The sequence below is a fragment of the Paenibacillus alba genome (assembly GCF_013204855.1).
Taxonomy (GTDB): Bacteria; Bacillota; Bacilli; order Paenibacillales; family NBRC-103111; genus Paenibacillus_E; species Paenibacillus_E alba.
The window spans coordinates 69,738-86,162 of the sequence record NZ_JABMKZ010000012.1; the positions used below are offsets into that span (position 1 = coordinate 69,738).

Sequence of the window (16,425 nt, forward strand, 5' to 3'; positions counted from 1 at the left end):
GGGATGGGCTTTACGCAACTAGTAATTGGAGCCTACGCGGTAGTGCTGCTCAATTGGGCGAATATTGTCGAATCAATAAACTTTTTATAAGCAGCATGCGTCTATTTTTACATAAATAATGCCGCTCAGAGAGCATAGAGGAAGGTTTTTGTCGTGAAAGTTCAACTATTGACGAAACGCAAACAACATTGGATGATAGGCAGCGCATTTTGCGGCATGGTTGGCATGGCTCTCATTAATTTCACAGTGACGGGAAGTGTTATCCCGTTCCCCAGCAAATCACCCGTCATAAGCATCCAGGAAACCCACGAGGAAGCTGCACCCACGAATACAGCTCTTATCGGGCCGGCTGCCTCTTTGATCGAAGTAAAGCCGATAGAAGCAGAACATGCTCAGCAAACGGCAGTTGCTCAAGCCCAAACGGGACGGAATGGGAACCTTTCACAAACAAAGGGAACCGCTGCACCCAAGCAGGTTGCAATCACATTCGACGATGGACCGGACGGTAAGTATACGCCCCAAGTTTTGGATATTTTGAAACAGAATGGTGTCAAAGCGACCTTTTTTGTCGTTGGCGGCCAAGTCAGCAAATTTCCATCCGTACTTAAGCGAATTCATGAGGAGGGTCATGCTATCGGCAATCATTCATGGGACCATGCTGATTTAAGCAAGCTCTCCTCCGTTCGTATTGAGCAGGAACTGAATAAAACAGAGGATTGGATCATGAAAACGACCGGTATAAGCCCCTCTCTGGTCAGGGCCCCATACGGAGCGGTTTCCACACCCGTGAAGAAGGCAGTGGAACAGTCTGGACGCTCATTGGTCGGTTGGGACGTGGATCCTCGGGATTGGGCGGGCACTTCATCAAAGGATATTATTCAAAATATTAAAACGCATACGAAAGACGGCGGCATTATTTTGCTGCACAGCTTCGGAGGCAAAAAAGGAAACTTGGACAATACGATTGAAGCCCTTCCGGGCATTATCGCTTATTTCAAGAAGGAGAACTTCGATATCGTGACCGTTCCCGAAATGAAGGCACGAGCGCAAAAGAGTCGTTAAGAAGGGGCTGGTACGAGCAGGCATTCACGATTCGGCAGTGGTTTTTCACTTCTTTTTATAAATATGACTTATATTGCATTTTACAAAAAGCCATTTCCAACTTATGATGGTAGAGCGGTGTAATATTTCTTCTCGCAATAGGGAACTTTATTTGATTCGCAACGTACTACAACAGGTGACAATAATTCACATCCGGCACGAAGCGGAAAGAAGGAGTTCTAACTGAATATGAAGCATGAGGAAAAAGGTGGGTGGCGAGCTGACATCGCACCTTACGAAAGACCACATATGAAGCATAGTGTGTGGCAAATTATCAATACACTGGTACCCTTTCTTGTCTTGTGGTACTTCGCTTTCTTGAGTCTTTCGGTTTCAATCTGGCTTACGTTCGTGTTAGATATCGTTGCCGCAGGGTTTTTGGTTCGAATCTTTATTATTTTCCATGATTGCTGCCACAAATCTTTTTTCAAAAATAAAATTGCAAATGAAATTGTCGGGACCATCACAGGTATTTTAACGTTTTGTCCGTATCATCAATGGCGCCATACGCACTCGGTTCATCACGCATCCAGCGGTAATTTGGATCGCAGAGGTGTGGGCGATATCTGGACACTCACGGTTGACGAATATATGGCTTCTTCATGGGGCCGCAGACTGTATTACCGGTTGTACCGCAATCCGCTGATCATGTTTATTGTTGGACCGATCTACATCTTCTTAATTGATTATCGGTTTAACCGCAAGCGGGCTGGCAAGAAAGAGCGCATTAACACCTATATAACCAACTTGGGCATCGTAGGCGGAATCGCTTTGCTTTGTTGGGGAATCGGCTGGCAATCCGTCCTTCTGATTCAAGGTCCTATGTTTTTCGTATCAGGCATGGCTGGCATTTGGCTATTCTATGTGCAGCATAACTATGAAGACACGTACTATGAGCACGAAGGCGAATGGGACTATGTGAAAGCCGCAATGCATGGCAGTTCGTTCTACAAGCTGCCCCGCGTTCTACACTGGATTACAGGGAATATCGGCTTTCACCACATTCATCATTTGAGCCCGCGTGTACCGAACTACTACCTGGAAAAGGTGCATAACAAAAGTGCCGAGCTGCGCAAAGTGCAAACGATTACGCTGCTTACCAGCTTAGAATCTTTGAAGTTCCGAATCTGGAACGAGGAAACGAAGAAGTTTATTCAATTCAAGGATTTGAAGCGTTTCAGAACGAAACGGGTCATCGCGGCCGAAGTATTGAAAGTGAAAGTATCGGAATAAATAAGGCGAGGCCCTAGTGCTGCCAGTTTAAGTAGGTAAATCTACTTAGACTGGCAGTTTTTATTTGCTTTTTCTACCTAAAAAAAACACAAGTCAGTGAAAAGGCATTCCATTGTTGGAAGCGCTTTAGGAAGGTAGGATAGAACTATAACATCGACGAGATTGAAGTGAGGGGGGCCAGAGGATGGCGGTCAACGCACAAGCTGTGAAGCAAGTGGGACAAGGCGCACAGGTCAGCAAGGGTAAAGGCTTTCTACGAAAGCTTTGGAAGTATAGGGCGTTATATCTGATTTCGGTGCCGGGTATTTTGTATTTTATTATTTTCAAATATGTACCGTTGCTTGGGTCTGTCATTGCGTTCCAGGATTACAACATTTTTGATGGTTTTACCGGGAGCAAGTGGGTCGGATTCGAGCATTTTGCCCGGATGTTCGCCCATTACGATTTCTTGAAAATTTTGAAGAATACGATGCTGATTGGGATCTATGATCTCGTGCTGGCTTTCCCTGCACCTATTGTTCTGGCTCTGCTGCTGAATGAGCTAAGAGTCGTCCTCTACAAGCGTATTCTGCAAACTGTAGTGTACATGCCTCATTTCCTTTCGTGGGTCATTGTAAGCGGTATCGCAATTGGTATTCTTTCTCCATCTACGGGGGCTGTGAATCATTTCATTACGATGCTTGGTTTCGACCCTGTGTACTTCTTGGGGGAAGAATCGTGGATTCGTACGGTACTGATTACGTCGGGAATTTGGAGAGATTCCGGTTACGGGACGATCATTTATTTGGCCGCATTAGCAGGGATTAATCCCGATTTATATGAGGCTTCTGAGGTAGATGGCGCCAACCGCTGGAGACAAACCATTTCCATCACGCTGCCGTCGCTGCTGCCAACGATCATGATTTTGTTCTTGCTGCACATCGGGAAGTTCCTGGATTTCGGCTTTGAACGTGTTTACGTATTCTTGAACCCTTTGAATAAAGAAAATGGCGAAATTCTAGATACGTATATTTATACCGCTGGGTTATTGAATCAACAGTTCAGCTATACAACGGCGATTGGCCTATTTAAAGCCCTCGTTGGGGTCATGCTCATCGTCATCGGAAATATCATGAGTAAGAAAACTACTGGTGAAAGCCTGTACTAAGACGGAGGTGAACGCTATGAATCGCAAGCCGACTGCCGGCTGGCAAACGTTTAATGTTTTTAATGTGCTTTTTCTGACACTGTTATCGCTAGCGATGCTCCTGCCGTTCTTAAACGTGCTGGCTCAATCCTTTAGTTCGTCGGAAGCCATTGTGACCGGGAAAGTTCTGTTTCTTCCTGTAGAATTTACATCAATCAACTATCAATATGTGTTCAGTGACGCGGCGATTTGGCGGTCCTTTGGAGTAACGGTCTACATTACAATCGTAGGTACACTGATCAACTTGATCGCCACAGCATCGCTGGCTTATCCGGTTTCGCGCCCTGAATATGCAGGCCGCAACGCGATTGTCATCATGGTGCTGATTACAATGGTTTTCAGTGCGCCGCTGATTCCCAACTTTATTTTGATGAAAAATTTGCACCTGACGAATTCCCTTTGGGCTTTGCTGCTTCCGGGAGCCATCAGTGCCTTTAACTTCTTCGTGATGCGGTCGTTCTTCCTGCAACTTCCGAGTGAATTAATTGACTCCGGGCGTATAGATGGCTGCTCTGAGCTGCGCATGATCTGGAGCATTGTCCTGCCTTTGTCTAAACCGGTGATGGCTTCCTTGGGCATTTTCTATGCCGTGGGCCACTGGAATACGTATCAGAATGCGTTATACTATATTAACAAACCAGCGCTATGGCCGCTCCAGGTGAAGCTGCGTCAGTTGATCGCTTCGGAGGACATCAGCATCGACCCGAACTCTTCGCAGTTCAGCGGGCTGGCTCACATGGATCCGGAAGGGATCAAAATGGCGACAATTATCATTGCCACAATTCCAATTATTCTGATCTACCCGTTCTTGCAGCGTCACTTCGTTAAAGGGATGATGGTGGGTTCTGTTAAATCGTAATGGAAAGAAGGAACAAACACTAAAAGTTATGAAACCTAGCCGCAGGCTAGGTTTTTCGCATAGAAAGTATAAGTTTCTGGGTGGATTTAAGGGGGGCTGCCTTTTTAGAAATATTAGAGTTAATATGTTTGGGGTGAGCGCGGAGGTATGGGAACTAGAGGGCGCTATTCTAGCCAAAAGTGGCATTATAGCGAGGTTGAGGGAAATACAGTATGCTATTTTGCTTTTTCGTGGGAAATTCAGCGCTTTTCGTGGAAATAAGACCCTGTAGTTCCGCGATGCCCCTCGCTTCCCTGCTATTTGCCTAAATAGCGCCCTGGAGTTCCGCTTACTAGGTTTTGTCGCTAACAAGGGGCGGATTTCTCAGGGCGGCGAAGCCGTTTTTCACATAAGTAGAAGTTATATTTTCTATAAAGAATCTTCGATCTCTTCGAAAGCCATGTAAAGCTCAGGCAAATCGAAATTTAATTTCAATGTAATACCCAGCTTATCGGTACTGTCCTTTAGAGCGAAAAAAGCCTTATTGGAACGTACGTTGATTGATTTTGGCTTAAAGCCAGACGTCTTGAGAAGATCAAGCAGTTGTTCCACAAAGTCGTGGGCAAAGTCGTGGTTATCTGCTAATTCGCTAGTCAATATAAGACCAGTTGAAGCGCTCATCCATAGACTCAATCGAGGATAGCTTCCTCGTTCATCCTTTTCGCCAAATGCTTGGGAAATGTATTGAAAGTCGGAATGCCAGACCTCTGTTGATGTCTTCAAACTTTTACCTATTTGGCGAAGCTGCAGTTCGTTAGGATACACATAAGGGGTTAGAAGCTCCCCATCTTCTAGCCAAGGCTGCCACGTATCTGACCAAGAGACGCCGGAAGAGGTGATCTCCGGGATGCGATGCAGACGTTTTTGGCCAGTTCCTTCAGCCGTCTGGTCATGTTCAAAGTACAATTCATGATTCTCTCGGAACCGATCTGCTACGTATATGGTTTGCTCTATGGCAGCTATAAGAAATCTTACTTCTTGACCATTAGGCTGTGTTGGTAAGAAGCCAGGTTCAAAGCTGCGGAATTGCGGCCAGGCGTGAGCACCGCGAAATTTATAACCAAGATTACGGATTAATTGGAGATCATCTTTGTACAACCGATCTCGATTCTCAAAACCAACTGTGATTGCACGCATCGATCTAGCTAATTCGATCCGATCATCATCGAACTGATCAGTAACGCCGCTCAATTCCTGCAGGAATAGTCTTGCTTGTGGTCCTGTATAAACATTGAGACCATAACTGATCTTGCCTGCCCCAAACACGACACAGCAACCAAGCTCGCTGCTCTCGGGATCGGTTATCAGAAAGTAATCATCATCTTCCATCCAATTCCAGGGAGCCTGGTTTTTAAATTGAATTGTTGCTTCAAAAAGCTGCTGCCACTCTTCCTTAGTTGCCTGTAAGTTGGCCATTTCCAAACCTCCGACTATTATTTTATTTTATTATGTTGGTATCCTGTTTATTTGACAAGCCTTATTGAGGCCAACCTAAAAAAAACACAAGCAAGTGATAAGGCATTCCATTGTTGAAAGCGTTTCACGAGGGTAGGATATAGCTATAACGTCGACGAAACTTGTATAGAAGCTGCTTAATCCCTGCATGAAATCTCCAATTTTTACAGTATTCTAAAAAAAAGACAAATCGAACTAAAGGCATTCCATATCCGTATTTTGTAAACGCTTTTACAATGAAGATGTAAATGTCGTTATCAATTTGCGAAAAGAAAAGAGGGGCATACATGAAAAAATGGATTCCGACCACAATGGCAGCTGTCTTGTTGAGCAGTATGCTGGTTGCTTGTACTTCCAAGACTTCGGAACAACCGAAAGCATCAAGCGCTGCGGGTGCAACAGCTGGTGCGGCCAGCACGAAGCCTGCTGAGAAAACGAAATTCTCCATCTCTCTGCGTACTCTGGCTTTCGGACATGTGGAGAAATCACCGGATATCAATCAAGATAAATGGGTGAAGAAACTAGAAGAGATGACGAACTCTGATATGAATATCGTGTTGGTTCCGCACAAAGAATATGATCAAAAAATGATTCAAATGTTCGCAACCAACGATATTCCTGACGTTGTACAAGGCAGCGGCGGTGTGAACGGCAAGGAAATGGCAGGTTCCGTGAAAGCGGGCGTATTCATGCCTTTGGATGATTTGCTCAAACAATATGGCCCGAACTTGCTGAAAAAGGTTCCCAAAGATGCTTGGGACAGCGTGACGTATCAAGGTAAAATTTATGCGATTCCGGAGTACTTGTCCAACCCGTCCCGCCGCGCGATCTTCGTGCGCAAGGATTTGCTGGATAAAGCCGGCCTAGGCGTTCCCAAAACCGTAGATGAGTATATGACCGTACTCCGCAAGTTCAAGGAAATGGGCGTAGAGAACCCGTACATGGGTCGCGAAAACTTTAAATATGCCGATTCCTTCTTCGGTGCTTATGATGTGTTCCCGTACTTGTCGATGTTCGAGAAGCAAGGCGATCAAATTTTGCCGAAATTCTTCGATACTGAGAATATGATGAAAGCGCTGCAAACGTACAAAACGATGTTTGACGAAGGCTTGATCAACAAAGAATTTGCAACGATCAACGCGACCGTGTTCAAGAACACGATCCTTGCGGGCAAAGCAGGCATGTGGTCCATGAACGCGAATGAAATGCTGCAATGGGAAACACAGCTGAAAACAACGGTTCCAACAGGCAGTATTGCTATCATCCCTTCCCCAACTGGCCCGGATGGCAAAGGCGGTCACTACTTGTACGGCGCAGCGCCACGGACTTATTTCATCAATAAAAATGTGAAAAATGCCGGACAAATCATTAAGTTCTTCGATTGGATGATGTCAGATGAAGCAGAGAAATTCTTCACGTTTGGTATCGAAGGCGATACCTTCAAAACCGTAGACGGCAAAATTGACTACAAAGCTCCAACAGACAGCGCAGGCGTCGATGAAGAGCGTTACCGTCAATCCTTCTTGTGGCTAGTGCAAGATACGACTTATAATAAAGGCACACTTAGTTTGACGGATGAAGGCAAGAAATTAATGAACATCTATGATACAACGCTGAAAAATGAAGGCCGCGACGGCATCAGCTTCGAGCCTCGCTTGGATTCATTAATGAAAAACGTGGACATTTCACCGCTTTCCGACCAAGCGCCTCCGGTTCTTTTGCAGCATATGGTCAAAATGGTGTATGGCAAAGAACCGATTTCGGATTGGCCGAAAGTATTGGAAGAGTGGAAATCCAAAGGCGGCAACGATGTCATCAAGGAAGCCACAGAGAAATTCAATAGCAAAGATTCCGGTACGACTGTGTCGATGCCGCGTAAATAAGCTCAGCAACTGGGCATGACCGTCTCCTCACGTGCTGTGCACGTGGGGAGCAGGCATTTCATAAGGGTAAGAAGGGAGACCTCCTCATGTATCGCATACTCATTGTCGATGACGAACCGATGATACGCAAAGGATTGCAAAAGCTCGTGGAACAATCGGAACTGCCGATCGAAAGCCTGCGTACGGCTGAGAATGGCGTAGTCGCGCTGCAGCGAATTGGGGAGGAACGACCCGACTTCCTGTTCACCGATATCCGCATGCCCAAAATGGATGGACTTGAGCTGTGCGCACGGGTCGCCGAGATGGATGCAGATATCCAAGTGGTGGTCATCTCAGGGTTCGGTGATTTTGAATATGCGCAGAAATGCGTTTCCTATGGGGTAAAAGAGTACTTGCTGAAGCCCGTTAATATCAAAGGTTTCCAAAACGTGCTGGAGAAGCTGATCCGCACCAAAACCAAAGTCAGTTCAGAGACTTTCGTGGCGGTCACGAAGCTGGAACAGTGGGCAAGCCGTATGGAACATGCGGTCTGGATGCTGCAAGAAGCGGAATTGAAAGGCCTTGTCAGCGAAATTCAGGATGAGTTGAAGACGTATAAATTGAAGCTCAATCGCTGGATAGATATTTTACAAGAGATTCACACCCTTCTGCACCAAAGACTCAATGTGCGCGATGTGTACCTCATGCAGGGTGAGCTGGATCTGACAGGTGCCGCTGATGAGCAGGAAGCGTGGTACCGGTTCACAGCAGCGGTTCATGGACATCTGGATGAGCTCCGTGCGAAGCGCAAGGGGAAGCTGAAGGACCCGGTAGAGGAGGCCAAGCAGTACATCGAGACCCACCTCGCGGAGGAAGTTTCGTTAGAAGAAGTGGCTGATTTCATCGGACTGAATCCCTCTTATTTCAGCCAATTGTTCAAACAAAGCACGCAAGAGACGTTTGTGCAGTACCGAACGCGCAGACGGATGGAGAAGGCGAAGAAGCTGCTTGAACAGCCGCAGTGGCGCATCACGGACATTTCCGGAGAGGTCGGTTACGCCGATCATCCCCATTTTACGAAGACATTCAAGAAGTATGAAGGCTGTCTCCCTTCGGAGTACCGCCAACAAATGGGCATTCGTACATGAGAAGAAAGACGCTTTCAGGCCAAATCTACTCGTATTTTCTCATTGTTATCATCTTGTCACTGCTGTCTGTCGGTGCTTTCTCCTATATCCAATCGTCCAAGGCGCTTGATGGTCAGGTGAAGCAGTATATGGAGCAAATGATCGACAGTGCTAGCTACCAGACAGATAGCTATTTGCAGGCTTATGAGCTGTTAAGCAACACGGTATCGTCTAACTCCGATGTGCGGTCTTTTATGGAAATGAAGCCGGATGATTCTTATGAATATTATGTTTACTCCGATAAAATCAAAAAATTTGCCGAGGCGTCGGTGCAGTCCGTCGTTACCTTATATAAACAGTTGAATATGATTTATGTCGTTGGGCAGCATGGGCGCTCGGTCATTTATGAGAACCAGAACCTGCTCAACTTCGATCCGGTGCTCGTACAGGAGCAATACGATAACCTGATGAAAATTGCGGGTGACGGCAAAATCGCCCTGCTCAATATGAGCATTCGTCCTATCGACCAAGGCTCCGTTGTCACGATGGCCCGCAAGGTGCGGGGACCGTCCTATGGAGATGAGAATCGCGGTGTAGCCGCTATTGAGATTAAGCTCTCGGAGCTTGCGAAGACGTGGGACCGCGTCAGCTTGGGCAAGGAAGGGTTTTTCTTCATCGTTGATGATACCGGGAACTACATTTATCCGCCTACGATGGGCCAGCGCAAACCGAAAGATGAATTGTCATCCTTAATTCTGGCCAGCGGCAATCAAACGTTCATTCATAAATACAATGGGGAAGAACGTATGTTTGTGTCGCGGAAATCGGCTTACTCCGATTGGAATCTGGTGGCTTCTATGCCTGTAAAAGAGCTGCGCCGACCTGCGGATACGATCCGAACAACGACGCTGATTGTTGGTTTGGTTACGTTAATCGTGGCCTTGTGGCTTGCTTATCGCTTCGGCCGCTCCATTATCGCTCCTATTCGGGAATTGAAAGAGAGCATGCGGGAGACGGAAAAGGGGAACTGGCAGTACATCGACGAGATTGGCCGGACGGATGAGATCGGCGGACTCATTCACAGCTATAACCTGATGGTAACACGTCTCTCGGATATGATTGAGCGCGTGTATGAGGCTGAGCTGGAGCAGCAGAAAAATGCGCTGGAATTAGGCGAAACGAAGCTGGAGAGACAGCGGGCAGAATTTCAATCGCTGCAATTGCAGATTAATCCGCACTTCCTGTATAACACCTTGGAAACGATCAATTGCTATGCAATTGTGCAGGATTCCAGTGAAATTACGGAGATGGTGGAAGCCATGGCCTTCATGCTTCGCTATTCGGTGCAGACCAACTTAGAAGAAATAACCGTTGCCAATGAATTGAACCATGTGCGCAATTATATGATTGTTTTGCAGCATCGTACCGGCAAAGAATTCGAGATTGACGTAGCGATCCCGCCTAGTCTGCTGCTCGAGAAAATGGTGCGGCTGACGCTGCAGCCGCTGATCGAGAACATTTTCCAGCACGCTTTCCCTGACGGTGTGGAATCGCATCATTACATTCGCATCGATGCTCGCAAAGAAGGCGGCTTATTCCAAGTCTTCATCGAAGACAATGGCATCGGCATGAAGCCGGAACGATTGACTGAGCTTCGCAAGAAGCTGGAGGAGAACCGGTTGGCGGAACCGGAAGAAGCCGAAGGGAAGGGCAGCTTGGAGCGCGGAGGCATCGGGTTGATGAACGTCCATCGACGGATTCAAATGGTGTTCGGCGAAGCCTATGGCCTCTCGGTTGACAGCGATTGGGGCCAAGGCACCCGCTTGACGATGACCATGCCGGAGACGGCGCGGCCTCGCATTCGCGGCTGAGTTGGCGTGATGGGGTATTCGTGGGGGGGAATAAGAGTCTCGAGGGACTCTTATTCCAACAAAATAGGCGCTAACCTCGGAAATAGAAGCTGCTAGGGGCTCTTATTTGTATAGGGATTGGTCGAATTGCCTCATTTTGCGGGAATAGCAGTCTTTAAAGCCTCTTATATAGGCTAAACTGGCTGAAAAAAGCGAGATAGAAGTCTCTGGAGGCTCTTATTTCATTTCAATACCATCACCATCAACAAACTACACAACCAAATGGAGGAAATCATATGAACATCAATTTAACGGGCAAGATTGCACTTGTAACAGGATCTAACGCAGGGATTGGTCGCGCTATCGCATTGGCGTTGGCCAGCAATGGCGCTAAAGTTGGCGTGAATTGTTTGAACAACGTTGCGCAAGGGCAGGAAGTTGTAGCGGAAATTCAAGCAGCAGGCGGCGAAGCTGTCTTAGTGCAGGCAGATGTGACGAACCTGGAGCAAATCGATCGACTTGTTAATGAAGTGGAGCAGGCGCTCGGCGGTACGATTGATATTCTCGTTAACAATGCAGGTCACCTCGTGCAGCGCGTGCAGAATTCAGAGATGTTCGAAGAGATGTACGACCGCATCATGGATGTAAATTTGAAAAGCACCGTGTTTATGTCCAAAAGAGTGCTTGCTGGCATGAAAGCCAAAGGCGGCGGCCGCATCATCAACATGACGTCCGTAGCAGCGCACAATGGCGGCGGACCGGGTTCAAGCATTTATGCAGCAAGCAAAGCAGCGGTGTTGACCTTCTCCAAAGGGTTGGCGAAAGAAGTAGCAGCCAGCGGAATTACGGTTAACAACGTATCCCCTGGTTTTATCGGCAATACAATGTTCCATGCGACATTTACGACGGATACGGCTCGTCAAGCTACGATCAACGGCATTCCACTGCAGCGGGAAGGAACACCGGATGATGTGGCAGGCGCAGTGCTTTACTTGGCTTCCGATCTGGCTGCCTATGTAACAGGTGAAACGATCGAAATCAATGGCGGGATGATGATGCGATGAGTACGGCGCTGAGGCTAAGCGAAAAGCTGGAGAAACTGACTTGGGCAGGCCGTACAGCACAACGATTAAAAGAGGAGATCGACGGGCTGCTGCAAGCAGGCAGCCTCTCGATTCCCAAAGAACCTGGGGGATGGTGGCACCAGTATGTTTGTCCACGTCACCACACCGAACTGGTGTTCGATCCGATGCACGTAGATGCGGCTGCATTTCACTGTCCGCATGGCTGCGTCATTGAAGGTGAGGAATATCACGGTGCTTGGCTCGTGTTCAAGCACCAGTCTTTGGCTCGCGTGGCTTTGCAGGCGGCTGCTGTTTATGTGGCGCTGGGCGAAGTATCCTATGCGTCGCTCAGCAAAAGACTGCTCGTCGAATACGCCGAGCAGTTCCCGCTTTATCCCGTGCATCCGGAGGCGCAAAGCTGGATGCTGAAGGGGCGCGCTTTTCACCAGGCGCTGACGGAAGCGATCTGGTCCACGACGCTGATTCGCGCGTACTTATTGCTGCGCGATGAGGGGGTTGTCTTCGAGGTGGCAGAGCAAGCGGCGATTGACGCGTTCCTCGGCTTGCTCGCCGGGAGCATGGAAGAATACCGGCACATCCTTATCCATGAGCGGAACAATGCGGAGAACAACTACACCGCTTGGCTGAACGCGTCATTGTCTTGCGTCTACGCCGCCCGCGGGGAGCAAGCGGCGCTGGAGGCGCTCATTGAAGGCCAAGGCGGCTTCAAGCATCATCTATCGATCGGCGTGAAGCCCGATCAGATGGAGTTCGAGGGAAGCACGTACTATCACGTTTTCGTGCTTCGGGCGTACTTGATCTCTGCGGAGATGGCGCAGCGTTTCGGCATCGATCTCTACGCCACGACCGGCGCAGAGGGACAATCCATGCGCGGCATGCTCGAGGTCTTGGCCGATATGGCCGACGACCAAGGCGCTTTGCCCGCGCTGCATGACGGGCCGCTCGCGCGCGATCCCTACGCGCGCGAGATCGCTGAGATCGCGGAGCAGGGGCTCGCGATCTACGGCATCGCCGGCCTCGCGCCGGTGCTGCGCGAAGCGTACCGGCAGCTAGGCGCTGCCGGCGGGGAGCAGCTCGAAGCGCTGCTCTATGGCTCTGGCGAGGCTGCCGGCGTTGCTTCGCCCGGCTCGCGGCCGGCGCGGCTCTGGCCGGACTCCGGCTTCGTGCTTGGCCGTGTAGCGGGGAACCCGCTGTCGTTCCTCGCCGATTTCGGCGAGCATGGCGGTTCCCACGGCCACTACGACAAGCTGCATCTGACATTGATGCACAAGGCGCAAACCTTGACGCCCGATTTGGGGATGGTGCCTTACGGCTCGTCCATGCGGAAATCGTGGTTTGCCGAAACGGCCAGCCACAATACCGTGTCGCTGGATGGGCGCTCACAAGCGCCTCATGAAGGGCGCTGTGTCCGCTATGAGGCAACAGAAACTGCGGTGTACACTTGGCTGCAGTCTACGGACGGCTACGAGGGCTGCACGATGAATCGTCATTTGCTGTTGACGGGGGAGTGGCTGCTCGATTGGTTCCAAGTCGAGCTGGCGGGTGAAGAATCGAAAAGCATGGAATGGTGGATGCATCCCGTTGTTGAGCCGAAAGCCGGGCAGCAGCCGTATGGCATGGACGAAGTCTACAAGCTTCTAATCGCAGCAAAGGATGCTCCCTCAGATGCCCTTGGATTGGAAAGACCGCTGCCCATTGTCGGTCAATACCTTGCTTCTGAAACAGCCAACGGGAATGGCGCAGCTCAGCTGCATGCCTCTTATGAGCTTGGAGTTTCACTTCATACGGAGGCAACCGTGTTCCATACGGCGCTTGTACAGCCAGGCGATGAGCTGCTGGCTGTGAAGACACCGGGTGATGCTGTCGACCCGAGTCAACCGCTTACGGCAATGCTTCACCGTCGTCAGGATCGCCGTGCTGATTTTATCCATATTTACCGTGCTGGCAGCCCAGTAGATTTGACCCGCCTTTCGGATAAGGAAATCGCTATTTCCGTACCTGATCTTTCACATAGCATCACACGTATTCAATTAAAAGATGATCAAGGCTTGCTTTTTAACTAGGAGAAAGCTTTAACTAAGAGAAGGCTTCACGTAGAGACAACCCTCGGGAGGAGAATGGATATGACACGACTGTCGCCATTATACGAACCGCAGAGCGGCGTATTAACCGTACAATACGAACCGAATGAGCAAACGGCTTTACTGGAGAACCCTCCTCGCTTCACGTGGATCCCAGCGCAGCTGGAGCAAGATCGCTATGTGCTGCAAATCTCTTCTACCGATGCGTTCACGCAGGCAGACACGCTGACGATTCAACCAATTCCGTATAATTTGTATACACCGGATCAAGCGATGGAGCCTGGTACCTACTTCTGGCGTTATGCGCTACTTGAAGAGGGAGGCTCACAGACCGCTTGGAGCCAAGTGCGTCGCTTCGAGGTACCGCCTCACTTGCCGGAAACTCCGCTGCCAAGCCGAGAGCGCCGTTATGCGGAAGCAACTGCGAAGCATCCAAGATTATGGCTGCAATCCGCGGAAATAGCGGCTTTTCGCAGTCAATTAGCTGCTGATCCAGGTTATTGCGGGTTTGACGTTTTTTATGATAAATCCGTTAAGCCTTGGATTGACCGTGAGCTGATTGCTGAACCGCAGCCTTATCCAGGCAATAAGCGTGTTGCCAATTTGTGGCGTCAAATGTATATGGATACGCAAGAAGTGCTTTATGCGATTCGTCATCTTGCCGTGGCGGGTACTTTAACGGAAGATGATGCCTTATTGGACCGAGCCAAAACGTGGCTGCTGCATGTCTGTTCATGGGATGTAAACGGTACAACATGCCGTGACTACAACGATGAAGCTTCCTTCCGTATGGCAGGCGCGATAGCCTGGGGTTATGATTGGCTGCATGCCGTGTTATCCGAGGATGAGCGCGCGCTTGTGCGTCGTGTTTTGCTTGCGCGCACGCGTCAAATCGCCCAGCACGTTATCGAGCATTCGAAGATTCATCATGTGCCCTTCGACAGCCATGCGGTGCGCTCTCTTTCGAGCGTTCTGGTGCCTAGCTGCATTACTTTGCTGGAGGAAGAGCCGGAAGTCCGTGAGTGGCTGGATTACACCTTAGAATACTATGCGTGCTTATATTCGCCTTGGGGCGGACCGGATGGAGGCTGGGCGGAGGGTCCGATGTATTGGACGACTGGGATGGCTTTTGTCACGGAAGCGATGAATTTGCTGAAAAAATATACGAGTATTGATTTTTATAAAAGGCCCTTTTTCACGAAAACGGGGGATTTCCCGCTGTATGCCTTCAGTCCGGACACCCTTCGCGCAAGCTTCGGGGATCAGTCCACGCTTGGCGATCCGGTCAGCTTAAAAACGGGATTTAACATCCGGCAGTTTGCCGGTGTCACCGGAAATGGTCTATATCAATGGTATTTCGAGCGGGCTCGGGAAACGGATACGGATTCCGAAATGAAATTCTACAACTATGGCTGGTGGGATTTCCGTTTTGATGAAATGGTGTACCGCCACGATTATCCGCAAATAGAAGCGGTTGAGCCTACCAATGCCAATATAGAGTCGGTCAAATGGTTCCGCGACATTGGCTGGGTGGCCTTTCACTCGCAAATGGCTGATCCGGAAAGGCATATCATGCTGCTGACGAAGAGCAGCAAGTACGGCTCTGTCAGCCATAGCCATGGCGACCAAAACGGCTTCCTGCTGCATGCCTACGGCGAACCGCTGGCCATTGAAAGCGGCTATTACGTGGCGTTCAACAGCACGATGCATATGAACTGGCGTCGGCAGACGCGTTCAACGAACAATATTTTGATCGACGGACACGGTCAATACGCCGAGAAAAATAAAGTGCTGAACATGGCAGCCAGCGGCTTCGTAGAAATTGCCGAGCAGCGCAAGGGCTATGGCTACTCTCGCAGCAACGCCACGGCGGCGTATCTTGAGAACGTGCCGTATTTGGAGCGCTATGTGCGCGAATTGTACTTCTTCGGCACGTATGTTGTGGTCGTTGATCATATCGACCTGTCGCAGACAGGTTCGGTCGATTGGCTGTTCCAGACCCTGTACGAGATGAAACTGAACGGACAGAACTTCAAAGTCCAGGGCCGCAAAGCGGACATGGACGGTCGTTTCGTCTATTGCTCCTCCGGCGACTTGGAGCTGACGCAGCATCAAGGCTTCGCGGACGTCGATCCGGCCGAGATCGAGGGCTTGCCGCAGCATTGGCACCTGAAGGCGGCAACCAAGCCGGCGCGCAGCCACCGGATTGCGACACTGCTTGTGCCGATCAAGCATGGCGAGCCGAAATACGTATCCTACTTCATGGATGACCAGGGCTTCGACGCGTATATTTATTTCACCGAAGATGGTGTCACGAATAAAGTTGAGGTACCTAAGGCTTACTAAGTTTCTATATTGAACTTATCTATAAAGATCGATTCCATTTCGTCTATCAAGCGAATGGGTCGGTCTTTTTGTTGATTTAGCTTCTTTTGATGAATATCAAAAAAAACCACATATCAGTTTATGTGGTTTAAAAAATGGGAGATCAATTTATAGTATCCAGTAAAATACTTAAAATAAAATTAATTCAAACTATTATTTTCC

General features: G+C 49.1%; 11 protein-coding genes. 10 read left to right on the forward strand and 1 reads right to left on the reverse strand.

Annotation, left to right across the window (positions count from 1 at the left end; all coding sequences use genetic code 11):
* Positions 1-153 precede the first annotated feature (153 nt).
* The 4 genes from HQN90_RS16775 (at position 154) to HQN90_RS16790 (ending at position 4,379) form a co-directional block, all read left to right on the forward strand.
* Positions 154-1,062: a polysaccharide deacetylase family protein gene (locus HQN90_RS16775; RefSeq protein WP_173220715.1), complete on the forward strand. Its 909-nt coding sequence runs from the start codon at positions 154-156 to the stop codon at positions 1,060-1,062.
* 228 nt (positions 1,063-1,290) lie between these two features.
* Positions 1,291-2,334 (forward strand): Delta(5) desaturase DesA, encoded by a 1,044-nt coding sequence (gene desA / locus HQN90_RS16780; RefSeq protein ID WP_173220717.1) that lies wholly within the window; start codon positions 1,291-1,293, stop codon positions 2,332-2,334.
* A gap of 184 nt (positions 2,335-2,518) precedes the next feature.
* Positions 2,519-3,481: an ABC transporter permease gene (locus HQN90_RS16785; RefSeq protein ID WP_173220719.1), complete on the forward strand. Its 963-nt coding sequence runs from the start codon at positions 2,519-2,521 to the stop codon at positions 3,479-3,481.
* Between the two features lie 16 nt (positions 3,482-3,497).
* Complete coding sequence (locus HQN90_RS16790) at positions 3,498-4,379, forward strand: carbohydrate ABC transporter permease (RefSeq protein ID WP_173220721.1); 882 nt, start codon at positions 3,498-3,500, stop codon at positions 4,377-4,379.
* A 408-nt stretch (positions 4,380-4,787) separates the two neighbouring features.
* Here HQN90_RS16790 and HQN90_RS16795 read toward each other — a convergent pair whose 3' ends face one another.
* On the reverse strand, positions 4,788-5,834 hold the full coding sequence (locus HQN90_RS16795) for a DUF7309 domain-containing protein (RefSeq protein WP_173220723.1): 1,047 nt from the start codon (positions 5,832-5,834) through the stop codon (positions 4,788-4,790).
* A 326-nt stretch (positions 5,835-6,160) separates the two neighbouring features.
* Here HQN90_RS16795 and HQN90_RS16800 point away from each other — a divergent pair, with 326 nt between their 5' ends.
* From HQN90_RS16800 to HQN90_RS16825, 6 genes are all read left to right on the forward strand, one after another.
* On the forward strand, positions 6,161-7,756 hold the full coding sequence (locus tag HQN90_RS16800) for an extracellular solute-binding protein (protein ID WP_173220725.1): 1,596 nt from the start codon (positions 6,161-6,163) through the stop codon (positions 7,754-7,756).
* 86 nt (positions 7,757-7,842) lie between these two features.
* Positions 7,843-8,883, forward strand: coding sequence for a response regulator transcription factor (locus HQN90_RS16805; RefSeq protein ID WP_173220727.1), 1,041 nt, complete (start codon positions 7,843-7,845; stop codon positions 8,881-8,883).
* Complete coding sequence (locus HQN90_RS16810; RefSeq protein ID WP_173220729.1) at positions 8,880-10,733, forward strand: cache domain-containing sensor histidine kinase; 1,854 nt, start codon at positions 8,880-8,882, stop codon at positions 10,731-10,733. Before HQN90_RS16805 ends, HQN90_RS16810 begins: the two co-directional genes overlap by 4 nt.
* A gap of 275 nt (positions 10,734-11,008) precedes the next feature.
* Positions 11,009-11,776: an SDR family NAD(P)-dependent oxidoreductase gene (locus tag HQN90_RS16815; RefSeq protein WP_173220731.1), complete on the forward strand. Its 768-nt coding sequence runs from the start codon at positions 11,009-11,011 to the stop codon at positions 11,774-11,776.
* The gene (locus HQN90_RS16820) at positions 11,773-13,860 is read left to right on the forward strand and encodes a heparinase II/III domain-containing protein (RefSeq protein WP_173220733.1); all 2,088 of its coding nucleotides are present in this window, start codon (positions 11,773-11,775) and stop codon (positions 13,858-13,860) included. The genes HQN90_RS16815 and HQN90_RS16820 overlap by 4 nt, the downstream gene beginning before the upstream one ends.
* 60 nt (positions 13,861-13,920) lie before the next feature.
* Positions 13,921-16,224: a DUF4962 domain-containing protein gene (locus tag HQN90_RS16825; RefSeq protein ID WP_173220735.1), complete on the forward strand. Its 2,304-nt coding sequence runs from the start codon at positions 13,921-13,923 to the stop codon at positions 16,222-16,224.
* Positions 16,225-16,425 lie beyond the last annotated feature (201 nt).